The sequence below is a fragment of the Tabrizicola sp. TH137 genome, from assembly GCF_002855575.1.
GTDB lineage: Bacteria > Pseudomonadota > Alphaproteobacteria > Rhodobacterales > Rhodobacteraceae > Paragemmobacter.
This window is the reverse complement of record NZ_PKRQ01000002.1, coordinates 680,494-704,326: the sequence shown is the minus strand read 5'-3', so window position 1 is coordinate 704,326 and position 23,833 is coordinate 680,494. Positions and strand designations below refer to the sequence as shown.

The window sequence follows — 23,833 nt, the reverse complement described above, 5'->3', positions numbered from 1 at the left end:
TCTTGGAAAAATACTCCGGGTGGGTCCGGGAGGGCAGGGCCCTCCCGGGGGAGATGCAGGGCGCGACGCCAGGCTGGCCGGGGACCGGACCCTTGGCCTCAGGCGGATCAGCCGCGCATCCGGGCGCCGTCGCCATCCCAGAGGGGGGCGAGATGGACCGTGGCGCGGCGGCGGTCGCCGAGGATCTCGATCTCGCAGGCCAGCCCGTCCTTGACTGCCTCGGCCGGCAGGAAGCCCATGGCGACCGACTTGCCCGTCCAGTGGCTGAAGCCGCCGCTGGTGCAGAAGCCCACCACGCTGCCCTCCAGCCAGATCGGCTCCCAGGCGACAACATCGGCATCGGCGGCATCGACGATGAAATTGACCAGCCGCCGCTTGGGACCAGCCGCCTTTTCCGCCGTGGCGGCGGCCTTGCCGATCCAGTCGGCCTCCTTGTTCCAGCGGATGAAACGGTCGAGGCCGGTTTCGGCGGGGGTGTAGTCGGGGCTGAATTCGCGGCCCCAGGAGCCGAACCATTTGTCGAGGCGCAGGGACATCATGGCGCGCATGCCGAAGGGGCGGATGCCCAGATCCTTGCCCGCCGCCGTCAGCACGTCCCAGAGGTGGCGGACCGACATGTGATCGGTGAAGATTTCAAAGCCCAGATCGCCGGTGTAGCTGACGCGCTGGACGATGCAATTGGCCATGCCGACGGTCATGCGCTTGACGTCCATGAACCTGAACGCCTCGGAGGAGACGTCGGAGCGCGTCACGCGGGAGAGAAGCTCGCGCGCCTTCGGCCCCGCGATCTGGAAGCCGGAGCGGGCGTCGGAGATGTTCTCCACCCGGACGCCGTCCATCATGTTCATGTCGAACCAGCGGGAATGCCAGCCCTGCGCACCATAGGAGGCGGTGAGCTGGAATTCCGTCTCCGACAGGCAGGAAACGGTAAAATCGCCGATGATCTTGCCCGAATGGGCCAGCATCGGGGTCAGCGACAGGCGGCCCGGTTTCGGGATCGCGCCGGCCATGATCCGGTCGAGCCAGGCCCGCGCATTGGGGCCGGTGACGCGGTATTTGCCGAAGTTCTGCACTTCGTTGATGCCCACGCCTTCGCGCACCGCCAGAACCTCTTGCCGCGTTGCTTCCCAGGCGTTGGAGCGGCGGAAGGTCGGGGTTTCATAGCGCGGTTCACCCGGCAGGGCGTGGTAGTTCACAACTTCCAGCCCGTATTGCTGGCCCCAGACGGCGTTCATGCCATCGAAGACCTCATACATCGGGGTGGTGCGGAAGGGGCGGGCGGCGGGGCGTTCCTCATTCGGGTAGCTGACCGAGAAGCGCATCTGGTAGTTTTCGATGACCTTCGGGACGGTATAGCCCGGGCTTGTCCAGTTGCCGAAGCGGGCGACGTCGAAGCCGCGCGGGTCACGCTCCACTTCGCCATTGATCATCCATTGGGCAAGGGCGAGGCCCATGCCGCCGCCCTGGGAGAAGCCCGCCATCACGGCGCAGGCGGACCAGTAGTTGCGCAGGCCAGGAACCGGGCCGATCAGCGGGTTGCCATCGGGGGCGAAGGTGAAGGGGCCGTGGATGACGCGCTTCACGCCCGACCGTTCCAGCACGGGGAAGCGGCGATAGGCGAAGTTGACCGAGTCTTCGATCTTGTCGAATTGTTCGTTCAGGAGTTCATGGCCGAAATCCCAGGGGGTGCCATCCACCGACCAGGGTTCGCAGGGCTTTTCGTAGAACCCGATGCAGAGGCCGCGGCCCTCCTGCCGCAGATAGCTTTCCCCGCCCGGGTCCATCACATGCGGGAATTCGCGGCCCGATTTCAGGATATCCATGATCTCGGGGATGTCGTCGGTGACGAGATACTGATGCGCCATCGGCAGGAGCGGCAGATAGACCCCCGCCATCGCCCCGATCTCGCGCGCCCAGAGGCCGCCTGCGTTCACCAGATGCTCGGCGATGATGGTGCCCTTTTCCGTGACCACTTCCCATGATCCGTCAGGGCGCGGATTGGTTTCCAGCACGCGGTTGTGCAGGACAATCTCCGCCCCGCCCATGCGGGCGGCCTTGGCATAGGCATGGGTGGTTCCCGACGGGTCAAGGTGGCCGTCCAGCGGATCATAAAGCGCGCCGATGATGCCTTCGAGGTTCACCATCCCGTCGGTCAGCTTGTGAATCTCTGCCGGGCCGAGGATTTCGGTATCCAGCCCCATATAGCGATGCTTGGCGCGTTCGGCCTTGAGCTGTTCGAAGCGCGCCTCGTTATCGGCCAGCGTGATGCCGCCCACATGGTGCAGGCCGCAGGACATGCCGGTGATCGCCTCAAGTTCCTTGTAGAGGCGGATCGTGTAGCCCTGAAGCGCGGCCATGTTGGTGTCGCCGTTCAGCGTGTGGAAGCCCCCCGCCGCGTGCCAGGTGGAGCCGGAGGTCAGTTCCGACCGTTCGACGAGCATCACGTCCGACCAGCCCAGCTTCGTCAGGTGATAGAGGACCGAGCAGCCGACGACGCCGCCGCCGATGACGAGGACTCGGGTATGGGTTTTCATGGAAAGGGACTCCGTTTCAGGACTGGTCGGCAGATTGGCCGCAAGGACCGGCGCGAGGCATGTTGATCTGCGACATGAATATGTCGGAAATTCTGCTTGCCTTGCGGCCTGCCGCCAGGGCGGGCGCGGAAGAGGCCGGGGCGGGCGGGGAATCCTATCCTTCGGCAGTAGGTGCCACAGTTTTGCCTAAAGCTTTGTAACCGGTTGCCGTTCTCTGCGCTGATGGGGTGCTTGTCGCTGCGAGGGATGACTTTATGCGTTTCAGGTGGAAGGTGATCCTGGCCTTGTTGCTGGCCGGGCTGGTGCCGATGGGCGTGGTTATGAAGATCGAGGTTGATCGTCTCTCCGCCTTTTCTAGCGAAACCGTGCGCGAAGAGATCCAGACCTCTGCGGAACTGCGCGGTGAGGCGGTCGAGCGCTATTTCGACGGGCTGGTGAACCTGGCCAAGGGGCTGGCCGATCTGCCGCAGACGGCGACGGTTCTGGGCGATCTGGACAAGGCAGTTGATCTGCTCGGATCGGTCGGGGCGGTGGAGCCGGACATGGCGCTTCTGGAGGAGCGATACGCCCATCAGATGGCAAATACGCCCGGCGCGACGGAAGAGGACAAGGCGCGCTGGATGGCGGGGCTTGATCCGATGGGGCTGGCGCTTCAGCATCTTTATATCGGGAAGAACCGCGCCAAGGTTGGGCAGAAGCAGATGCTGAACGATGCCCGCGACGGCAGCCGCTATTCCCAGCTTCATGCCGAACTGCACCCTGTCTATCGCAGCTTCATGGAGCGGCACGGCTTTTACGACATCCTGATCGTGGAGCCGCATCAGGGGCGGGTGATCTATTCGGTCTTCAAGGAAACGGATTTCGGAACCTCCTTCATCGACGGGCCCTATGCCGAGACGGGGCTGGGTCGGGCGGTGCAGGCGCTGATAAAGTCGGACGGGTCGGAGCCCTATCTGCTGACGGATTTCGAACCCTATGAGCCGTCCTTCAACGCCAAGGCCTTTTTCCTTGTGGTGCCGGTGAAGGAAAAGCGGACGTTGATGGGCTTGATGATCTTCCAGCTTCCGATTGATTTCGGCGCGGCGATCCTTGCGCCCAGCGAGTTTGAACGCGAGTCGACGGATGCCTTCATCGTGGGGGCGGATGGGCATCTGCGGTCCAAGCCGCGCTTTGCCGAGACCTTTGACCCTGACGCTAAGGTTCCGGGCGAGATCGTCGCGGCGGCGATGCGGGGCGAGCGGGGCAGCATGGCCGCGCCCGACCATCAGGGCGTGGATGTGGTGGCGGCCTTTCGCCCGCTGGAGATTCCGGGGCTGGACTGGTCGCTCGTGGCCGAGGTGAAGCAGGAAGAGGTGATGGCCGTGGCCGTCGCGGCCCAGGCTTCGGCCTTGCGGACCGGCGGTATCGTGGCAGGGGCGGTGATCGTCTTCGGTCTGCTGCTTTCGACCTGGCTTCTGCGCCCCATCCGGGCGCTGGGGGCGGAATTGCAGGATCAGGCGGCCGGTGTGATCGACACGCTGCGCGAGGCCTCGGTGCAGGCGCGGGGGGCGGCGGAATCGATGGCATCGACCGCCGAAGAGACCAGCCGCCAGACCCAACAGGTGAAGGCGGGCGCGGATCTGACGGCCACCGATGTGGCCAGTGTCGCCTCGGCGGTGGAGCAGTTGTCCTCGTCGATTTCGGAAGTGGTCGGCGGCATCCGCCAGACCACCGATCTGGCCGGCAGCGCCGCCAGCCAGGCCGAGGACGCGGCGCGGCTGCTGGCGGAACTGGAGCAGGTGGCGGGGCGGATCACCGGCATCGTGACGCTGATCAACGATGTGGCGAACCGCACCAACCTTCTGGCGCTGAACGCTGCCGTGGAGGCAAGCCATGCGGGCGAGGCCGGGCGCGGCTTTGCCGTGGTGGCGAGCGAGATCCGCAAGCTGGCCGGACGGACGAGCGAATCGACCGAACAGATCGCGGGCGAGGTGAAGTCCGTCCTGTCCGCCGTGCAGCGCAATGCCGAGGCGATCCGGACCATTGCCCTGTCCATCGGGCAGGTGAACGATCAGGCGCGGGGCATTTCCGCATCGGCCAGCCAGCAGGGCGTGGTGACGCAGGAGATTGCAGAGCGCATGGCCCAGACGGCCGGGCGTGTGGCGCAATCGAATGACAACCTGACCGAGGTTCAGGCGGCATCGGAAAGCGCCAACCGCGCGGCGGGGGATGTGCTGGGCGGTGTGCTGTCGGTGGAACGGGCGGCGGAGGCGATGGATGCGGCGCTTGCGCGCTTCCTCGTCCGGGTGCAGACGATCTGACACCCCGCCTTGGGAAATGGAAAGGGGCGGCCTCGGGCCGCCCCTTTCGCTTGCCAGGCTGCCCGGACCTATTTCTCGGGGATCAGGCCGCGCGGGCTGAACCGCAGCACGAGAAGCAGGATCACCCCCATGGTCAGCAGGCGCATGTGTTGCGCGCTGTCGATGAGATGGGCCTTCAACGGCCCCTCGGACAGGCCCGCGACGAGGCCGCCCATCACCAGCGGGCCAAGGCTTTCCACGATCAGCCAGAGCCAACCGATCAGCAGGCCACCCAGCACCGCGCCCCAGTTGTTGCCCGACCCGCCGACGATCACCATGACCCAGACGAGGAAGGTGAAACGCAGCGGGTTGTATTCCCCCGGCGTCAACTGGCCGTTCATCGAGGTGTACATGGCCCCCGCGATCCCCACCACGGCAGAGCCGAGGATGAAGACCTGAAGGTGCCGCTTCGTCACGTCCTTGCCCATCGCGGCGGCAGAGACCTCGTTGTCGCGGATGGCGCGCATCATCCGGCCCCAGGGCGAATTCAGCGCGCGTTCCGACAGCCAGATCACCGCCAGCAGGACCAGCACGAAGAGGCCCGCATACATCAGCTTGACCACGATGGAAGAGGCGGTCGTCACCTCGAAGCCCCAGCGGGTGGCCCAGTCGGTGAAGGCGGGGGTCTGTTGCAGATCCACCTCGTAAGGCACGGGCCAGGGGCGGGGCAGATCGATGATGTTCTTCACGCCGCGGGCAAGCCAATCCTCGTTCTTCATCACCGCAAGCACGATTTCGGCGATGCCGAGCGTGGCGATGGCGAGGTAGTCGGAGCGCAGCCCCAGCGCGACCTTGCCGATCACCCAGGCGGCGGCGGCGGCCAGCAGGCCGCCCACCGGCCAGGACAGGGTCGGCGACAGGCCGAGCCCGCCGATATTGCCGGCGGTGGCGGGGTCGAAGGCCTCGACCGCGACAACGGCAGGGTCGAAGACCGAACGGTAGAGGACGAAACCCGCCACGCAGATGGCCAGCGTGACGATCATCCGCATCCGCCCCTGGGGCAGGCGGTTCCAGGCGAAGATGGCGGCGGCGATGGAGGCGGCGCCGATGAAGAGGCCCAGCAGGATGCCCGGCCCGCCCGCGCCCCAGCCTTCGGCCACGGGCCGGGCCGAGACGAGGACCACCGCCAGACCACCCAGCGCGGTAAAGCCCATGATCCCGGTGTTGAAGAGGCCCGCATAGCCCCACTGGATGTTCACTCCCAGGGCCATGATCGCCGAGATCAGCGACAGGTTCAGGATCGACAGCGCAAGGTTCCAGCTTTGCAGCACGCCCGTCAGGACAAACAGCAGGCCGACGCCCGCGAAAAGCGCAAGGTTCCGGTTCATACCGATTTCCCCTTGAACAGGCCCGTGGGCATGAAGATCAGGACGAGGATCAGGATCGCGAAGCTGACGGCGAATTTGTAATCCGTGCCCATCAGTTGCAGCAGACCGTCCGGCGCCATGCTTTCGGGGACCAGATAGGTGACGACCTTCTTCCAGGCATAGGTCACCATCACCTCGGAAAAGGCGATGACGAAACCGCCCGCGATGGCCCCGATGGGCGAGCCGAGGCCGCCCACGATGGCCGCCGCGAAGATCGGCAGCAGAAGCTGGAAATAGACGAAGGGCTTGAAGCTCTTGTCGAGGCCGTAAAGCACCCCCGCGATGGTGGCCAGCGCCGCCGCGATGATCCAGGTCACCTGCACCACCCGGTCGGGGTTGATGCCGGACAGGAGCGCCAGATCCTCGTTGTCGGAAAAGGCGCGCATGGATTTGCCGGTGCGGGTCTTCTGAAGGAACCAGAAGAGCGCGGCCATCACGGCAAAGGCCGTGACCACCGTCACCGCCTGGGTGCCCTTGATGGCCAGCCCTTCGGCAAGCCCCGTCATCTCCTTGAAATCCCCGGCCGAGATCAGGAAACGCCCGCCATCGGCGAAGTTCTGGTCATCCACCCCGATGATCAGGCGCACGATGCCGTTCATCACGAACATCACGCCGAGCGAGACCATGACAAGGATCACCGGCGCCGCCTTCTGCTTGCGGTAGAAGCGATAGATCGCGCGGTCGGTGCCAAGCGCGAAGGCCGCCGTCACCGCGATGCCGATGGGCAGGGCGAGCAGGGCGGTCGGCAGCACGCCGAAGCTGATGCCGATGGACTGGAACCACCAGGTGACGAGGATGGTGACCATCGTGCCGAAGGCCATGGTGTCGCCATGCGCGAAATTGGAAAAGCGCAGGATCCCGTAGATCAGCGTCACCCCCAGCGCGCCGAGCGCAAGCTGCGCGCCATAGGCGAGGGCGGGGACGAAGACGAAGTTCAGAAAGGCCACAAGGGCGTTGAGGATATCCATGGCTCAGCCCCCGAGGAAGGAACGGCGGACCTCCGGATCGGCAAGCAGCGCCTTTCCGGTGTCGGTGAAGCGGTTCGCGCCCTGGACAAGGACATAGCCCTTGTCCGCGATCTCCAGCGCCTGCCGGGCGTTCTGTTCGACCATGAGGATCGAGATGCCGGTGCGCGCCACCTCGATGATGCGGTCGAAAAGTTCGTCCATCACGATGGGGCTGACGCCTGCCGTGGGTTCGTCCAGCATCAGGACCTTGGGCTGGGTCATCAGCGCGCGGCCCACGGCTACCTGCTGGCGCTGGCCGCCCGACAGTTCCCCGGCCGGTTGCAGCCGCTTCTGCTTCAGGATCGGGAAAAGGTCATAGACCTGCGCCATCGTGTCCTTGAAATCGTCGCGCCGGATGAAGGCGCCCATTTCCAGGTTCTCTTCCACCGTCATCGAGGTGAAGATGTTGTGGGTCTGCGGCACGAAGCCCATCCCCTTGGCCACGCGGGCCTGCGGGGAAAGCGCGGTGATATCCTCGCCATCCAGCTTCACATGGCCTGCGCGCAGTTTCAGCATGCCGAAGACGGCCTTCATGGCGGTGGACTTCCCCGCGCCATTGGGGCCGACGATCACGGCGATCTGGCCCTTTTCCACCGCGATGGTGCAGGCGTGAAGGATATCCGCCCCGCCATAGCCGCCGGTCATCGCCTCGCCGATCAGATAGGGATCAGCCATGGGCGGCCTCCTCCTGCTTGACCTTGTTCTTCAGGCCGGTGCCGAGATAGGCCTCGATCACGCGTTCGTCGTTCTTCACCTCATCCACCGTGCCCTGCGCCAGGACCTTGCCTTCGGCCATGCAGATGACCGGGTCGCAGAGGCGGCCGATGAAATCCATGTCATGTTCGATCACGCAGAAGGTATAGCCGCGTTCCTTGTTCAGCCGGACGATGGCATCGCCGATCGTGTTCAACAGGGTGCGGTTCACGCCCGCGCCGACCTCATCGAGGAAGACGATCTTGGCATCGACCATCATCGTCCGGCCCAGTTCCAGAAGCTTTTTCTGGCCGCCCGAAATCTGGCTGGCCTTCTGGTCTGCCAGATGGCTGATCGTCAGGAAATCCAGCACCTCCAGCGCCTTCTTGCGGATGGCGGCCTCTTCCTCGGCCACCGCGCCGCGGTTGAACCAGGCGTTCCAGAGCGTTTCGCCCTTCTGGCGGGCGGGCACCATCATCAGGTTTTCCAGACAGGTCATCGACCCGAATTCATGGGCGATCTGGAAGGTCCGCAGCAGGCCCTTGTGAAACAGTTCGTGCGGCGGCAGGCCGGTGATTTCCTCGCCATCCATCAGCACCCGGCCCGAGGTGGGCGGCAGGCGTCCGGCGATGACGTTGAACAGCGTGGTCTTGCCCGCGCCATTGGGGCCGATCAGCCCCGTGATGGACCCGGTCCTGATCTCCAGCGAGGCACCATCGACGGCATGGAAGCCGCCGAAATGCCTGTGCAGGTCTTCGACAACGATCATGTGGTGTTCCCCTGTGCCCCGTCATGGCCGCACGCCGTTTGCCGGCGCCGCTGCGGGGCTTTTGATTATGGCAACGGCCCGGGACAATGCCCGGGCCGCGCCTGATGCCTTAGCTCATGTCAAGGGGCAGATCAACGGAAGCCGACCGTTTCGATCTTGCCGTCCTTGATCTCGTACTGGCGGTAGTTGCCGGCGGATTCGCCCGGCCCGATCAGTTCCACCGCGGTCGCGCCGACATAGTCGATGTCGGTGCCAGCAGCGATCAGTTCCAGCGCCTTGCCGAGTTCGCCGGGCTGGATCGGTTCGCCGGGGGCATTGGCCAGATCCAGAACCTTGCCCGCCCAATCCTTGGAATTGGTCGAGTTGGCGGCAGCCATCGCCATCATGATGAGCGCGGCAGCGTCATAGGATTCCGGCGCGAAGGCCGAGGTACCGTCGAAACCGGCGGCGGTGGCCATTTCCTGGAATTTGGCCGCCCCTTCCGAGTCGGTGCCGGGCACCGCGCCGAAAGAGCCGTTCAGCGGTTCGCCGATGGCTTCGATCAGGCTTTCGCCATACATGCCGTCCACGAGGTAGAAGGTCGAGAAGGCGCCCGAGTCGAGCGAGGCCTGGATCACGCCCTTGCCGCCCTGATCGACATAGCCCGCGACGACCAGCATCTCGCCACCGGCCGCGGCCAGCGAGGCGACTTCGGCCGAATAGTCGGCCTTGCCGTCTTCATGCGGGGTGGAGATCGTCACCGAACCGCCCTTGGCGCCGAAGGCCGCCGCGAAGCTGTCGGCCAGACCCTTGCCGTAGTCGTTGTTGGTATAGGTCAGCGCGACGGATTTGATGCCCTTTTCCGTCAGGATGTCGGCCATGATCTCGCCCTGGCGCGCGTCGGAGGGCGCGGTGCGGAAGAACAGGCCGTCATCTTCGGCGGTCGAGAGCGCGGGCGAGGTGGCCGAGGGCGAGATCATGCCGATCCCGTTCGGACGCGCCACGTTCTGAAGCACGGCACCGGTGACACCCGAGCAGTCGGCGCCCATGATGGCGGTCACGCCATCGGCGGTGACGAGGCGTTCGGCGGCGGCGGTGGCGGCAGCGGCATCGACGCAGGTCGAGTCACCGCGCACACCGGCGACGGTGCCGAGGCCGAACTTGCCGGAGTCATTCACTTCCTTGATCGCGAGTTCCGCGCCCGAGCCCATGGCCGGGGTGATGGATTCCAGCGGGCCGGTGAAGCCGAGCAGAATCCCGATCTTGACGTCCTCGGCCATGGCGGCACCGGCGAAAAGCGCGGTGGCGGTCGAGGCGAGCAGCAGTTTCTTCATTGGGTAACTCCCTGGTTGGATCTGTGTCCTGACGCGAACCTAATGTGCTTGTGATCAAAAGAAAAGCACTTGGCGGATGGGTTTTTCGGCAGGATTCCGGGCCGGAACGGGATCAGAAGGGCGTGAGGCGACTTGATTCAACCGCAGGTGCGCCCACCTGCCTGCCAAATGCAGGAGGTTCCTTGATGTCACGCCACGCCCGCCTTTCCCTTGCCCCCGCCGCGCTGGCCGCGGTCTTGCCCCTGACGGCCTTCGCCAGCGGGGCCGCGACGGTGGACAGCTCTGCCGGCCCGCTGCGGGTGGAGGCGATGGTGACCGGGCTGGAAGAGCCCTGGGCCATCGGCTTCCTACCGGATGGGGCAGTGCTGGTGACGGAAAGGGACGGGCGGCTGCTGCGCGTGGCCGGGGGCGAGACAGTCGCCATCGCGGGTGTGCCGGAGGTCTTTGCCCAGGGGCAGGGCGGGTTGCTGGATGTGATGGTGCCGCGCGATTTCGCGCAAAGCCGCGAGGTCTGGCTGAGTTACGCGATGCCGCTGGATGGCGGGGCGGCGACGGCAGTGGGCAAGGGCGTCTTGTCGGCGGATGGCACGCGGCTGGAAGGGTTTGCCACGCTCTATCACGGCGATGCCGTGCGGGGCGGGCGGCATTTCGGATCGCGTCTGGTGGAGGCGGGGGATGGCACGGTCTTCCTGACGACGGGCGACCGGGGCACCGGGCCGGAAGGGTTGGAGTCGCAGGACCCCGCGCGGGTGGAGGGAAAGGTGATCCACCTCAACCGCGACGGCAGCCCGGCGACCAGCCTGCCGGGGCATCGGCCGGGGGTCTATTCGCTGGGCCATCGCAATGCGCAGGGCGCGACGCTGGGGCCGGACGGGGCTCTCTGGCTGGTGGAGCATGGCGCGCAGGGCGGTGATGAGGTCAACCGGGTGGAGGAAGGGCGCAACTATGGCTGGCCCGTCATCACCTATGGCGAGGATTACGGCGGGGGCCGCATCGGCGAGGGAACGGAAAAGGCGGGGATGGAGCAGCCCCTGCATTACTGGGACCCCTCCATCGCGCCTTCGGGGATGATCTTCTATCAGGGCGATCTGTTCCCCGACTGGAAGGGGGATATCTTCACCGGATCGCTCAACACCAGTTTCATCAGCCGTCTGGACCCCGAGGCGGGGTTCGCCGAAGAGCGGATCGAGAGCGATCAGACAGGCCGCGTGCGCGACATCGTGGAGGCACCGGACGGGTCGATCTGGTTCCTGTCGGTGCTGGACGGGGCGGCCTATCGCCTGACCCCGGGCGGCTGAGGCCTCAGCCGAGCAGGTCTTCGGCGGCGGCCAGCCCCGAAAGCCAGGCGCCGTGGACGGTGGAAGGATGATCGGCAGAGGCGGCCTCGCCTGCGAAGGCGAGCCGCCCGTCCCAATCCAGCCCGGCCAGAGCGCGGCGCGTGTCGGCGCCGCTGCCGATGGCACGGAAGGAATAGGACCCATAGGCAAACGGATCGGCGCGCCAGCGGCTGACCTTCGCGGCACGGGGGGCGCGGAAGGCGCTGCCGAACATGCCCTTCAGCGCCGCATGGGCCGATGACAGGGTGGCGGCGTCATCCAGCGCCTCCACCTCCTCGGCGCGGGGGCCTGCGTTGAAGGCCAGAAGCAGGGGCGCAGGCGCGGCGGCGGAGGGGTTCACCCATTCGGGCCAGAGATCGGCGGGCGGGCCGAGGTTCAGGATCCAGTCCGCCGCAGGAACCGGCGGGGGCGCGTCAAAGCGCAGCCAGCATTTGTTCAGAAGCCCCATGCCGAGGTTTTCGATGGCCGCCTGCCGCGATGGGGCGAGGGGCGGGTCGAAGGTCACATCGCTCGATTGCAGCACGCCGAGGGGCAGGGTGCAGACCATCGCATCGGCCTCCGTCTCCGACCCTTCGGCAAAGGTCAGGCTGAGCCCGTCGCGCGTGGCCCTTACCGCCGTCAGCCTTGCGCCGAGGCGGATGGCGAGTCCCCGGGCGGCATGGCTGGCCAGTTGGTCATAGCCCTGCGGGAAAAGCGCATCACCGCCGCCGAAGGCTTCGGCCTCGTCATAGGACCAGGCGGAGAGGGCGCCCCAATCGGCCCCGTATTCATGTTCCACAATCCGGTGAACCGCTGCCCGGAAGGCATCGCGTTCCGCCGCCGTCATGGCGGCCCAGTCGGGCGATGCCTCCACCGCCGCACGAAGGGAAAGGTCGCTGTCTCCCTGCCAGGCGCGGTCCTGCGCCGCCGCCAGCATCTCCCAGGGTTCCGCAGGGTAGGGGCGTTCGCGGCCCGCGCCGAAGGCGGCCGCGCTTGCGTAATCGGTCGGGTGCAGCGCGGCGCCCGCTTCGCGGGCAAGGGCCGTCAGGGGGTTGCCGGTCAGGCCGTGAATCCAGCTTGCCCCCATGTCCACCGGCAGGCCGGGCCATGACCGATCCGTCCAGACCCGCCCGCCGATGCGGTCGCGCGCCTCGAAGACCGTCACCTCGGCCCCGGCGTCGCGCAGCGCCCGCGCGGCGGCGAGGCCCGCCATGCCGGCACCGATCACCGCGATGCGCCACCCCTCTGCCGCCCGTGCCGCCATGCCGAAAGACCCCGCCGCCAGAAGCCCGATCACCGTTCGACGGCCCAGCATCGCGGCGGTCAGATCGACAGCCGCACGCCCGTCCCGCCGCCCTGCGTGCCGCGTTCGCGATAGGGCGTGGTGTTGTAATGCGCGCGATAGCATTTGGAGAAATGCGAGGGCGAGGCGAAACCGCAGGCGAGCGCCACGTTGATCACGCTCATATCCGTCTGCATCAGCAGGTTGCGCGCCTTTTGCAGCCGCAGTTCCATGTAATAGCGCTTGGGCGAGCGGTTGAGATAGCGGCGGAACAGCCGTTCCAACTGCCGGGTGGACATGCCCACCTCTTCGGCCAGATCGGCGGGCGACATCGGGTCTTCGATATTGCCTTCCATCATCTGGATGACCTGGGACAGTTTCGGATGCCGCACCCCGATCCGGGTGGGGATCGACAGGCGCTGCGTGTCCTGATCGGTGCGGATCGAGGAATAGATGAGCTGATCGGCCACGGTATTGGCGAGGTCTTCGCCATGATCGGCGGCGATCACCTTCAGCATCAGGTCGATGGAGGAGGTGCCGCCCGCCGTGGACCAGCGGTTGCCATCCATCACGAAGACGGATTTCGTCAGCTTCACATCCTCGAATTCCTCAAGGAAGCCATCCTGGTTCTCCCAATGGATGGTGGCCTTCTTGCCGTCCAGAAGCCCGGCCTTGGCCACGGCATAGGCCCCGGTGCAAAGCCCGCCCACCGTGACGCCGCGCCGCGCCTCGCGCCGCAGCCAGTTCAGCACGCCCTTGGTGGTGGCCTTCTGCACGTCGATCCCGCCACAGACCAGAAGCGTATCCTCGCGGTCGATCTCGTCCAGTCCCATATCCAGCTTGAACGAGGCCCCGTTGGAACAGGTGGCCGTGTCGCCGCCTTCGCCTGCCAGTTTCCAGACATAGAGCGTCTCGCCCGAGATGCGGTTGGCCACCCGCAGCGGTTCGATCGCGCCGGCGAAGGGCAGCATCGTGAATCGGTCCAGAAGCAGGAAGACAAAGCGCCGCGGCGCGGCGTTCTTGGCAATCTGCTGGGCCTTTTTGGCGGGGAGAAGCATGATGCGACCTGCGCATGTCGGATTTCGACACACCCAATCAGGAAAATATTTTGACTGCAAGGGCAATACCGACGGAAAGGTGACGCGTTTCTCCCTTTGCATCGCGCGGCTTAATCCTTATACCGCGCCCGTTGCCGCAAACTTTCGGAGAAGACCGATGACCAAGGGCTGGACAAAGACGGATTGGCGCGCGAAGCCGCGCATCCAGATGCCCGATTACCCGGATCAGGCCGCGCTGACCGCCGTCGAGGCGCAGCTTGCCAAATATCCGCCGCTGGTCTTTGCCGGAGAGGCGCGCAAGCTGAAGAAACAGCTTGCCCTGGCGGCGGAAGGCAAGGCCTTCCTGTTGCAGGGCGGGGACTGTGCCGAAAGCTTTGCCGAATTCAGCGCCGACAATATCCGCGACACTTTCCGCGTCATGCTTCAGATGGCGGTGGTGCTCACCTATGGCGCAAAGGTGCCGGTCATCAAGGTGGGCCGCATGGCGGGGCAATTCGCCAAGCCGCGCTCGGCGCCGACCGAGGTCATCAACGGGGTCGAGATGCCCTCCTACAAGGGCGACATCATCAACGGTTTCGATCCGACACCCGAGGCGCGGGTCGCCGATCCGCAGCGGATGTTGCAGGCCTATACCCAGGCGGCGGCCTCGCTCAACCTGTTGCGCGCCTTCAGCACGGGCGGCTTTGCCGATATCCATCGCGTGCATAGCTGGACGCTGGGCTTTGCCGAACATGACAAGGCCGAACGCTATCGCGAATTGTCGAACCGCATCTCGGACGCGCTGGATTTCATGAACGCCGCCGGGGTGAATGCCGAGACGGCGCATACGCTGGCGACCGTGGATTTCTACACCAGCCATGAGGCGCTGCTTCTGGAATATGAAGAGGCGCTCTGCCGCATCGATTCCATCACCGGCCAGCCGGTGGCGGGATCGGGTCACATGATCTGGATCGGCGACCGCACGCGCCAGCCGGACGGCGCGCATGTGGAATTCGCGCGCGGCGTGCTGAACCCGATCGGGTTGAAATGCGGGCCTTCGACCACGGCAGAGGACCTGAAGGTCCTGATGGCCAAGCTGAACCCGGCCAATGAACCTGGCCGCCTGACCCTGATCGCGCGTTTCGGCGCGGGCAAGGTGGGCGAGCATCTGCCGCGCCTGATCAAGACGGTGCAGCAGGAAGGGGCGAATGTCGTCTGGTCCTGCGATCCGATGCATGGCAACACGATCAAGTCGTCCACCGGCTACAAGACCCGTCCCTTCGACAGCGTGCTGCGCGAGGTGCGCGAGTTCTTTGCCATCCACAAGGCGGAAGGCACGATCCCCGGCGGCGTGCATTTCGAGATGACGGGCAAGGACGTGACCGAATGCACCGGCGGCCTGCGCGCGGTGACGGATGAGGATCTGTCGGACCGGTATCACACCGCCTGCGACCCGCGGCTGAATGCCAGCCAGTCGCTGGAACTGGCCTTCCTCGTGGCCGAGGAACTGACCACGCTGCGCGGTGCGGCGCGGCGCGTGGCGCTGTAATCCCGGGCGGGAGCGGCGGGTCGCGCCTCAGGCGCGGCCGCCGCTCCGGCTCCAGGCGAGGACGGGGGCAGAGCTGGGCGCGCTGTCTTCGACCGCTGCGGCGGGTGATGCTGCCGGTGTCAGCGTTTCGCCCAGCACCCGTTCGATGCGGAAGCGGCGCGGCGGATGGCGGGTCGGCCCGTCCAGATCGACGCAGCCCAGGGCCGAGATCGCCCCCGTCGCCCCGCAGGCCACCGGCAGGAGCGTGAGCCGCCCCCCCAGGCGCGGGCGCAGCATCCCCTGATCCGACAGGATCGCCATGTCCACCGTGCGCGCCCCGTCCAGCACCTGATCCAGCGCCTCGGCCAGCGCGGGCCGCGCGCCCGGCTCGAACAGCACCGAGAGCGGCCGGTCGGTCAGATCCTGGCCGTAGAGCGTGGTCACATCCAGCCCGGCATAGCGGATGATCGGCACCCCGGCCGACCAGCGTTCCACCAGCAGAAGCTGCGACAGGATCGGCGTCAGCCGCCGCGGCGGCAGCGCCTCGCGCCGGGGCAGCGCCTGATCGCGCCGCGCCGCCTGCCACAGCCGCCGCAGGAAGACGCCGGACGACCACAGCGTCCCGCCCCCGGCTGGTCCCGCAGTTCCGATCCACTTCCGTTCCATCGCCTCATGCTCCTGCTTCGACAAGCCCGGTTGCCCGTGTTTCGCCCCTCTGTTACCCCCAATAACGGCAGGGCGCGCAAAGCGGTTAGCCATGCGGGTTACACCCCGCCGAGGCCCGAGGATTCAGGAGACAGGCATGACCCTTTCGATGACCGGTTTCGCCACCCGCAAGGGGCAGGGGGCGGGCCATGGCTGGACCTGGGACCTGCGGGCGGTGAATGGCAAGGGGCTCGATCTGCGGCTGCGGGTGCCGGACTGGATCGACGGGCTGGAGGCGGGGCTGCGCACCGAACTGGGCCGCGCGCTGGGGCGGGGGAATGTGTCGCTCTCGCTCAAGGTGGCGCGCGATGCGGCGGGCGAGGGGGCCGATGGGCTGCGCATCAACCCCGCCGCGCTGGCCGCTGTGCTGCGCGCCTTGGGCGAGGTGGAGGCGGCGGCGATGGCGGCGGGGGTGACGCTGGCGCAGGCGACGGCGGCCGATGTGCTGGCGGTGCGCGGCGTTCTGGACCTGACCGCCGCCGATGAGGACACCGCGCCGCTGCGCGCGGCGATCCTGGCCGATCTGCCGCCCCTGCTGGCCGAGTTCAACGCAATGCGCGCCGCCGAGGGCGCGGCCCTTGCGGCGGTGATCGCGGCGCAACTGGACCGGATCGCGGCCCTGACCACCGCCGCGAGGACCGAGGCCGAGGCGCGGCGCGAGGCGAGTGCCGCCGCGCTGAAGGAGGCACTGGCAAAGGTCATCGCCAATGCCGACGGTGTGGATGAGGCGCGGCTGACGCAGGAACTGGCCCTGATCGCTGTGAAGAACGACGTGACGGAGGAGATGGACCGCCTGACCGCCCATGTCGCCGCCGCCCGCGACCTGCTGGCCGAAAGCGGCCCGGTGGGGCGCAAGTTCGATTTCCTGATGCAGGAATTCATGCGCGAGGCGAACACGCTCTGTTCCAAGGCGCAGGCGCTCAGCCTGACCCGGATCGGGCTTGACCTGAAAACGGTCATAGATCAGATGCGCGAACAGGTTCAGAACGTGGAATAGGCATGGCGCGCAAGGGGCTTCTCCTCATCCTCTCCTCGCCCTCGGGGGCGGGGAAATCGACCCTGACGCGGATGCTGATGGCGTGGGATCCGTCCATGCGCTTTTCCGTCTCGGCCACGACGCGCGCCCCGCGGCCGGGCGAACAGGATGGGCGCGAGTATTTCTTCCGCTCGCGCGCCGAATTCGAGGCGATGGTCGCGGCGGGCGAGATGCTGGAACATGCCGAGGTTTTCGGAAACCTCTACGGCACGCCGCGCGGGCCGGTGGAGGCCAATATGAAGGACGGCTGCGACACGGTCTTCGACATCGACTGGCAGGGCGGGCAGCAGATCACCAGTTCCTCGCTGGGCCGCGACGTGGTGTCGATCTTCGTTCTGCCCCCCTCCATCGCAGAGCTTGACCGCCGCCTGCGCGGGCGTGGGCAGGACAGCGACGAGGTGATCGCGGGCCGCATGGCGAAAAGCCGCGACGAGATCAGCCATTGGGCGGAATATGACTATGTGCTGGTGAACGAGGATCTGGAAGCGACCTTTGACAGGTTGAAGACGATCCTCGCCGCCGAACGCCTGCGCCGCGACCGCCAGCCGGGGCTGGCCGATTTCGTGCGCGGCCTGAACCGGGAGTTTGAGGCGCGATGATCTATGCACTCGACGGGGTGGAACCGCAGGTGGACCCGGAGGCCTGGGTCGCACCGGATGCCAATATCATCGGGCGGGTGGTGCTGGAGGCGGGCGCCTCGGTCTGGTTCGGCGCGACGCTGCGCGGGGATAACGAGGAAATCCGTGTGGGCCGGGGGTCGAATGTGCAGGAGGCCTGCGTGTTGCACACCGACATGGGCTATCCGCTGGTGATCGGGGCCGATTGCACCATCGGCCACAAGGCGATGCTGCATGGCTGCACGATCGGGGAAGGGTCCTTGATCGGGATGGGGGCCACCATCCTGAACGGGGCGCGGATCGGGAAGGGCTGCCTGATCGGGGCCTGCGCCCTTGTCACCGAAGGCAAGGAGATCCCGGACGGATCGCTGGTCATGGGCAGCCCCGGCAAGGTGGTGCGGGAGCTGGATGCCGAGGCGCGGGCGCGGCTGTTGCAATCGGCGGCGGGCTATCGGGCCAATGCGATGCGCTTTCGTGCGGGGCTGCGGGCGCTGTAGCGAAAAATGACGCATTTTTCGCGGCGATGTCTGACGCAGACATCGGGCCCGGACGGTGGGAGCCCGGAATTTGCGTCAAATTCCGCCGCGATTTCTGTGCCAGAAATCGCCGCCGCCGTTCCAGAAACGGTTGGAATATTCGTTCCACGCTGCTAGCCTGCGCCTCCAAACGGGGACAACCATGACCGCACCGGCCAGCATCGACGATTTCCGCCTGCGTCTGGCCGAGGTGACGGAAACCCTGCCAAAGCGCCTGCGCCAATGCGCCGAGTATATCGCGGCCAATACCGACCGCATCGCCGTGTCCACCGTGGCGGAACTGGCCGCCGGTGCCGATGTGCCGCCTTCGGCGTTGATGCGCTTTTGCCAGATCCTCGGATTCTCCGGCTTTTCCGAAATGCAGCGCCTGTTCCGCGAGGCCTATAGCCCCGGCTGGCCCGATTACGCGACGCGGCTGAAGAACCTGAAGGAGGGCGGCGCCGGCAGCCCTGCCGCGCTTCTGGCGGAATTTGTCGAGGCCGGGCGGCTGTCGCTGGAACAGCTTGCCAAATCGGTGGATGAGGCGGCGCTGGCGCAGGCCGTGGCGCAACTGGCACAGGCCGGGACGCTGCATGTGGTGGGGCTGCGCCGCGCCTATCCGGTGGCAAGCTACCTGACCTATGTCTTCGAGAAGATGCAGGTGCCGGCCATGCTGCATGACGGGGCGGGCAAGCTCGACCATCGCCATGCGCTGCGGGCGGGCGATGCCTGCATCGCCATCACCTTCGCCCCCTATTCCGACGAAACCCTCGCTTTGGCGCAGGATGCGCAGATGCGCGGCCTTGCCGTGATCGGGATCACCGACCGGCTGACCAGCCCGCTCGCCCGCCATTGCAGCACCGTCCTTACGGTGCCGGAGGTGGATTTCGGGGCCTTCCGGTCGCTTTCGGCGACATTGGCCCTGTCCATCGCGCTGGCCGTGGCGGTGGGGTCGGCGCGGGGCTGAAGAAAGCGCTTTCCTCGCCTTACGGAATGGAATAAAAATTCCAAAACACAGGACGGGCCGAATCCCTGCACCGCAGGCCATGGCCGGAGGAGGAACCGTGTCGCCAGCCAGGACGCTTGATGTCATCACCATCGGCCGGTCATCGGTCGATCTTTACGGCGCGCAGGTCGGCGGGCGGCTGGAGGATATGGGATCCTTCCAGAAATACATCGGCGGCAGCCCCACCAACATGGCGGCGGGCACTGCGCGGCTGGGCCTGCGCTCGGCCCTCATCACCCGGGTGGGCGACGAACATATGGGCCGCTTCATCCGCGAGGAACTGGCGCGGGAAGGCGTCGATGTGCGGGGCGTGAAGACCGATCCGGAGCGTCTGACGGCGCTGGTCCTGCTGGGCATCCGGGATGAAACGCAATTCCCCCTGATCTTCTACCGCGAGAATTGCGCCGACATGGCGCTCTGCGAGGCGGATATCGAAGAGGCTTTCATCGCCGAGGCGCGGGCCGTGGTGGCGACCGGCACGCATCTTTCCCATCCGCAGACCGAGGCGGCGGTGATCAAGGCGCTGGCGCTGGCGCGCAAGCACGGATTGCAGACGGCGCTGGACATCGACTATCGCCCGAACCTCTGGGGGCTGGCTGGGCATGGCGCGGGCGAAAGCCGCTTCATCGAAAGCGCCGCCGTGACGGCCAAGCTGCAATCGACCCTGCATTACTTCGACCTGATCGTCGGAACCGAGGAAGAGTTCCACATCGCGGGCGGCACGACCGATACCATCGCCGCCCTGCGCGCGGTGCGGGCGGTGTCGAAGGCCACGCTCGTCTGCAAGCGCGGGCCGATGGGGGCGGTGGCCTTCACCGGTGCCATTCCCGACACGTTGGATGAAGGGGAATCCGGCCCCGGCTTTCCGATCGAGGTCTTCAATGTGCTGGGGGCGGGGGATGGCTTCATGTCCGGCCTGCTGAAAGGCTGGCTGGATGGCGAACCCTGGCCTGTGGCGCTGAAATACGCCAATGCCTGCGGGGCCTTTGCCGTATCCCGCCACGGCTGCACCCCCGCCTATCCGTCCTGGGAGGAATTGCAGTTCTTCCTGAACCGGGGTGTCAAGGAAAAGGCGCTGCGCAAGGATGCGGCGCTGGAGCAGATCCACTGGTCCACCAACCGCCATGGCGACTGGTCCAGCATGCGGGTCTTCGCCTTCGATCACCGGATGCAGCTTGAGGCGATGGAGGGCGCGACCCCCGCCAGGATCGGCGCTTTCAAGGAGCTTTGCCTGAAGGCGGCGCTGACCGTGGCGGATGGCCAGCCAGGCCATGGCATCCTCTGCGACAACCGCCTTGGCCGCCGCGCGCTGCATGCCGCGGCCGGGACGGGCCTTTGGATCGGGCGGCCGGTGGAATGGCCGGGGTCGCGGCCCCTGACGCTGGAACCCGAACTGGGCCCCGATTTCGGCGGGCTGTCGGAATGGCCGCTGGGCCATGTGGTCAAGGTGCTGTGCTTCTACCACCCGGATGACGCGGCCGAGATGAAGGCGCAGCAGGAAGAGACGGTCCTCCGCCTGTTCCATGCCTGCCGCCGCAACCGGCTGGAGATGCTGCTGGAAGTGATCCCCTCCAAGGTCGGCCCGGTGGATGACATGACTTCGGCGCGGGTCATAGAAAGGTTCTATGACCTTGGGGTTTACCCGGATTGGTGGAAGCTGGAGCCCTTTGCCACCGATGCCGCCTGGACCAATGCCTGCACCGCCATCACCTCGCGCGATGCCCATGTGCGCGGCATCGTGGTGCTGGGGCTGGACGCGCCGGAGGATCAGTTGGCCGCCTCGCTGGCCCTTGCCGCGCGGCATGAACTGGTGAAGGGTTTCGCTGTGGGTCGCACCATCTTTGCCGATGCCGCACGCGGCTGGCTGGCAGGGTCCCTGGGCGACGAGGAGGCCATCGCCATGATGGTGGAGAGATACCGCCGCCTGTGCCTGATCTGGGACGAGGCGCGCGCCAAGGGGGAGAAAGCCGCATGACAACCGTCCGACTGACCGCAGCGCAGGCCATGGTGCGTTGGCTGGCCAACCAGCAGGCCGAGGATGGCACCCGTTTCATCGAAGGCATCTGGGCGATCTTCGGCCATGGCAATGTGGCAGGCCTGGGCGAGGCGCTGCATGGTGCGCGCGACGTCTTTCCCACCTGGCGCGGGCATAACGAACAGACCATGGCCCATACCGCCATCGCCTATGCCAAGGCGCAAAAGCGGCGCAAGGCCATGGCGGTGACCACCTCCATCGGCCCCGGCGCGACCAATGTGGTGACCGCCGCCGCGCTGGCCTATGTGAACCGCCTGCCGCTGCTGATCATCCCCGGCGATGTCTTTGCCAATCGCGCGCCCGACCCTGTGCTTCAACAGGTGGAGGATTTCGCCGATGGCACGGTGAGTGCGAATGACTGCTTCCGCCCCGTCAGCCGCTATTTCGACCGCATCACGCGGCCCGAACATATTCTGACCGCGCTGCCCCGCGCCCTGCGGGTGATGACGGACCCGGCGGAATGCGGGCCTGTCACGCTGGCCTTCTGTCAGGACGTGCAGGCCGAGGCCTATGATTACCCTGAAAGCTTCTTCACCCCCAAGGTCTGGCGCATCCGCCGCCCGGAGCCCGATCAGGCGGAACTGGAGGCGGCCATCGCGGCGATCAAGGCGGCGAAAGCGCCGGTGATCGTGGCGGGCGGCGGCGTGATCTATTCGGGGGCCGAGGCGGCGCTGGCCGGATTTGCCGCCGAACATGGCATCCCGGTGGTGGAAACCCAGGCGGGCAAGTCGGCCTTGGCGCATGACCATGATCTGAACTTCGGCCCCGTGGGCGTGACCGGCGCCTCTTCGGCCAATATCATCTGCGAAAGCGCCGATCTGGTGATCGGCCTTGGCACGCGGTTCCAGGATTTCACCACGGGGTCCTGGTCGCTGTTCAAGAACCCCGCGCGCCGCATCCTTTCCATCAATGTGCAGCCCTATGATGCGGGCAAGCATGGCGCGATCAGCCTTGTGTCCGATGCGCGGGTCGCGCTGGAACGGCTGGGCGGGGCGATCAAGGGCCTGCGCTTTGCCGCCCCCGATGCGCGGCTGAAGGCGGATTGGGCGGCGGCCAAGGCGGCGGTCAAGGCGGCCCCTGCGGCGGGCAACGCCCTGCCCACCGACATGCAGGTGGTGGGTGCGGTGCAGCGCGCCTCTGGCCCGGCGACCATCGTGATGGGCGCGGCGGGCACCATGCCGGGCGAGTTGCACAAGATCTGGGATGCCGCGCCGGGCGGCTATCACATGGAATACGGTTTCTCCTGCATGGGGTATGAGATTGCGGGGGCGCTGGGGATCAAGATGGCGCGGCCCGATGCGGATGTGGTCTGCATGGTGGGCGATGGCAGCTACATGATGGCCAATAGCGAATTGGCCACGGCGGTGATGATGGGCCTGCCCTTCACCGTCGTCATCACCGACAACCGCGGCTATGGCTGCATCAACCGCCTGCAAAAGCATACCGGCGGCGCGCCTTTCAACAACCTGCTGGACGACGCCTATCACGTGAACCCTTCGGCCATCGACTTCGTGGCCCATGCCGCCAGCATGGGCGCGCGGGCGGTGAAGGCCGGGTCGGTGGCGGAACTGGAGGCGAAGATCACCGAATTGCGCGGCGGCGAGGTGCCATCCGTCATCGTCATCGACACCGATCCCGGCCCCTCGACGGCGGCGGGCGGCACCTGGTGGGAAGTGGGCGTTCCCGAAGTCTCGGCGCGGGCCGAAGTGCGGGCGGCGCGTGAGAAATTCGAATCTGCCAAAGAAAAACAGCGGCTTGCCGACTGAAGCTGAGAAAGAACATGATCCTTTTCGGAACCAATCCCATCGCCTGGGCGAATGACGACGACCGCAGCATCGGCGCCGATATCGCCACCACCCGCATCCTCGACGAGGCCGGCCGCCAGATCGGCTTTGACGGCATAGAGAACGGCCATCGCTGGCCGGATGAGCCCGAGGAATTGCGCGCCCTGCTGGCCTCTTACGGGCTGAAATTCATCTCGGGCTGGTATTCGACGGAGCTTCTGGTCCGGTCGGTGGAGTCGGAGATCGCCGCCTGCCAGCCCCATCTGGCCAAGCTGAAGCACAATGGCTGCGCCGTGATGATCGTCTGCGAGACGTCGAATGCCATCCATGGCGATGCGGGCAAGGCGGTCAATGACCGCCCGCGCCTTTCTGCCAGCGAGATGAAGGACTTCGGCGCGAAACTTGAAGCCTTCGCCGCCTACCTGGCCGGGCAGGGCGTGACGCTGGTCTATCACCATCACATGGGGACCATCGTGGAATCCCCCGAAGAGATCGACGCGCTGATGGCGGCGACTGGGCCGCATACTCATCTTCTGTTCGATGCGGGCCATTGCGCCTTTGGCGGCGGCGATCCGGTGGCGGTGCTGGCCCGCCATATCGGCCGGGTGAAGCATTTCCACGCCAAGAACATCCGCCCCGCCGTGGTGGAGAAGGTCCGGGCCGAGGGCTGGTCCTTCCTGAAGGGCGTGGTGGAAGGGGCCTTCACCGTGCCGGGCGATCAGGAAGGCGGCATCGACTTCGCGCCGCTTTTGCAGCAACTGGCCAAGGCGGGCTATGGGAAGGGCGGCGACGCCTGGATCGTGATCGAGGCGGAACAGGACCCGAAGGTCCGCAACCCGCTGCTGTACCAGACGCTGGGCCTTGCGACGCTGAAACGGCTGTCGCGGGAGGCCGGTCTCTTGTGACAACCCGGCGGAACCGGGGGTTTCACACCCCGTCAGCCATCGGTC

Annotated in this window: 19 protein-coding genes; 10 read left to right on the top strand and 9 right to left on the bottom strand. The window is 66.3% G+C overall.

Annotated elements, in window-relative coordinates:
- Positions 1-107 precede the first annotated feature (107 nt).
- Positions 108-2,534, bottom strand: coding sequence for an FAD-dependent oxidoreductase (locus C0V75_RS08820; protein WP_101920502.1), 2,427 nt, complete (start codon positions 2,532-2,534; stop codon positions 108-110).
- Positions 2,535-2,788: 254 nt separating this feature from the next.
- Between C0V75_RS08820 and C0V75_RS08815 the strand changes: the two genes are divergently transcribed.
- A complete protein-coding gene (locus C0V75_RS08815; protein ID WP_101920501.1) occupies positions 2,789-4,834 on the top strand; it encodes a methyl-accepting chemotaxis protein in 2,046 nt (681 codons plus the stop codon).
- Positions 4,835-4,902: 68 nt separating this feature from the next.
- On the opposite strand, the gene C0V75_RS08810 is transcribed toward C0V75_RS08815, so the two are convergent.
- From C0V75_RS08810 to C0V75_RS08790, 5 genes are all read right to left on the bottom strand, one after another.
- Positions 4,903-6,201: a branched-chain amino acid ABC transporter permease gene (locus C0V75_RS08810; RefSeq protein ID WP_101920500.1), complete on the bottom strand. Its 1,299-nt coding sequence runs from the start codon at positions 6,199-6,201 to the stop codon at positions 4,903-4,905.
- The gene (locus C0V75_RS08805; protein WP_101920499.1) at positions 6,198-7,208 is read right to left on the bottom strand and encodes a branched-chain amino acid ABC transporter permease; all 1,011 of its coding nucleotides are present in this window, start codon (positions 7,206-7,208) and stop codon (positions 6,198-6,200) included. The genes C0V75_RS08810 and C0V75_RS08805 overlap by 4 nt, the downstream gene beginning before the upstream one ends.
- Positions 7,209-7,211: 3 nt before the next feature.
- The gene (locus C0V75_RS08800; protein WP_101920498.1) at positions 7,212-7,922 is read right to left on the bottom strand and encodes an ABC transporter ATP-binding protein; all 711 of its coding nucleotides are present in this window, start codon (positions 7,920-7,922) and stop codon (positions 7,212-7,214) included.
- Entirely contained in the window at positions 7,915-8,709 is a 795-nt protein-coding gene (locus tag C0V75_RS08795; protein WP_101920497.1) for an ABC transporter ATP-binding protein, read from the bottom strand. The genes C0V75_RS08800 and C0V75_RS08795 overlap by 8 nt, the downstream gene beginning before the upstream one ends.
- Before the next feature lie 131 nt (positions 8,710-8,840).
- Positions 8,841-10,022, bottom strand: a complete 1,182-nt coding sequence (locus C0V75_RS08790) for an ABC transporter substrate-binding protein (protein WP_101920496.1) — start codon at positions 10,020-10,022, stop codon at positions 8,841-8,843.
- A gap of 185 nt (positions 10,023-10,207) precedes the next feature.
- Between C0V75_RS08790 and C0V75_RS08785 the strand changes: the two genes are divergently transcribed.
- On the top strand, positions 10,208-11,320 hold the full coding sequence (locus C0V75_RS08785; RefSeq protein WP_101920495.1) for a PQQ-dependent sugar dehydrogenase: 1,113 nt from the start codon (positions 10,208-10,210) through the stop codon (positions 11,318-11,320).
- A 4-nt stretch (positions 11,321-11,324) separates the two neighbouring features.
- Here the strand turns inward: C0V75_RS08785 and C0V75_RS08780 are convergent, their stop codons facing one another.
- Positions 11,325-12,653, bottom strand: coding sequence for an NAD(P)/FAD-dependent oxidoreductase (locus C0V75_RS08780; protein WP_254216411.1), 1,329 nt, complete (start codon positions 12,651-12,653; stop codon positions 11,325-11,327).
- 8 nt (positions 12,654-12,661) lie between these two features.
- Complete coding sequence (locus C0V75_RS08775; protein ID WP_101920494.1) at positions 12,662-13,678, bottom strand: GlxA family transcriptional regulator; 1,017 nt, start codon at positions 13,676-13,678, stop codon at positions 12,662-12,664.
- Between the two features lie 157 nt (positions 13,679-13,835).
- On the opposite strand from C0V75_RS08775, the gene C0V75_RS08770 reads away from it, so the two are divergent.
- Positions 13,836-15,206 carry a class II 3-deoxy-7-phosphoheptulonate synthase gene (locus C0V75_RS08770; protein WP_101920493.1) on the top strand — a complete coding sequence of 457 codons (1,371 nt, stop codon included), beginning with the start codon at positions 13,836-13,838 and terminating at the stop codon, positions 15,204-15,206.
- 27 nt (positions 15,207-15,233) lie between these two features.
- Here the strand turns inward: C0V75_RS08770 and C0V75_RS08765 are convergent, their stop codons facing one another.
- The gene (locus tag C0V75_RS08765; RefSeq protein WP_158241809.1) at positions 15,234-15,851 is read right to left on the bottom strand and encodes a PAS domain-containing protein; all 618 of its coding nucleotides are present in this window, start codon (positions 15,849-15,851) and stop codon (positions 15,234-15,236) included.
- Positions 15,852-15,987: 136 nt separating this feature from the next.
- On the opposite strand from C0V75_RS08765, the gene C0V75_RS08760 reads away from it, so the two are divergent.
- From C0V75_RS08760 to iolE, 7 genes are all read left to right on the top strand, one after another.
- The gene (locus C0V75_RS08760) at positions 15,988-16,887 is read left to right on the top strand and encodes a YicC/YloC family endoribonuclease (protein ID WP_101920491.1); all 900 of its coding nucleotides are present in this window, start codon (positions 15,988-15,990) and stop codon (positions 16,885-16,887) included.
- A gap of 2 nt (positions 16,888-16,889) precedes the next feature.
- The gene (gene gmk, locus C0V75_RS08755) at positions 16,890-17,525 is read left to right on the top strand and encodes a guanylate kinase (RefSeq protein ID WP_101920490.1); all 636 of its coding nucleotides are present in this window, start codon (positions 16,890-16,892) and stop codon (positions 17,523-17,525) included.
- Positions 17,522-18,040 carry a gamma carbonic anhydrase family protein gene (locus tag C0V75_RS08750; protein WP_101920489.1) on the top strand — a complete coding sequence of 173 codons (519 nt, stop codon included), beginning with the start codon at positions 17,522-17,524 and terminating at the stop codon, positions 18,038-18,040. Before gmk ends, C0V75_RS08750 begins: the two co-directional genes overlap by 4 nt.
- A 181-nt stretch (positions 18,041-18,221) precedes the next feature.
- Positions 18,222-19,025 (top strand): MurR/RpiR family transcriptional regulator, encoded by an 804-nt coding sequence (locus tag C0V75_RS08745; RefSeq protein ID WP_101920488.1) that lies wholly within the window; start codon positions 18,222-18,224, stop codon positions 19,023-19,025.
- Positions 19,026-19,122: 97 nt separating this feature from the next.
- Positions 19,123-21,039: a 5-dehydro-2-deoxygluconokinase gene (iolC, locus tag C0V75_RS08740; RefSeq protein ID WP_254216410.1), complete on the top strand. Its 1,917-nt coding sequence runs from the start codon at positions 19,123-19,125 to the stop codon at positions 21,037-21,039.
- Complete coding sequence (gene iolD, locus C0V75_RS08735) at positions 21,036-22,865, top strand: 3D-(3,5/4)-trihydroxycyclohexane-1,2-dione acylhydrolase (decyclizing) (protein WP_101920486.1); 1,830 nt, start codon at positions 21,036-21,038, stop codon at positions 22,863-22,865. Before iolC ends, iolD begins: the two co-directional genes overlap by 4 nt.
- 14 nt (positions 22,866-22,879) lie before the next feature.
- On the top strand, positions 22,880-23,788 hold the full coding sequence (gene iolE / locus C0V75_RS08730; RefSeq protein WP_101920485.1) for a myo-inosose-2 dehydratase: 909 nt from the start codon (positions 22,880-22,882) through the stop codon (positions 23,786-23,788).
- Positions 23,789-23,833: the final 45 nt, after the last annotated feature.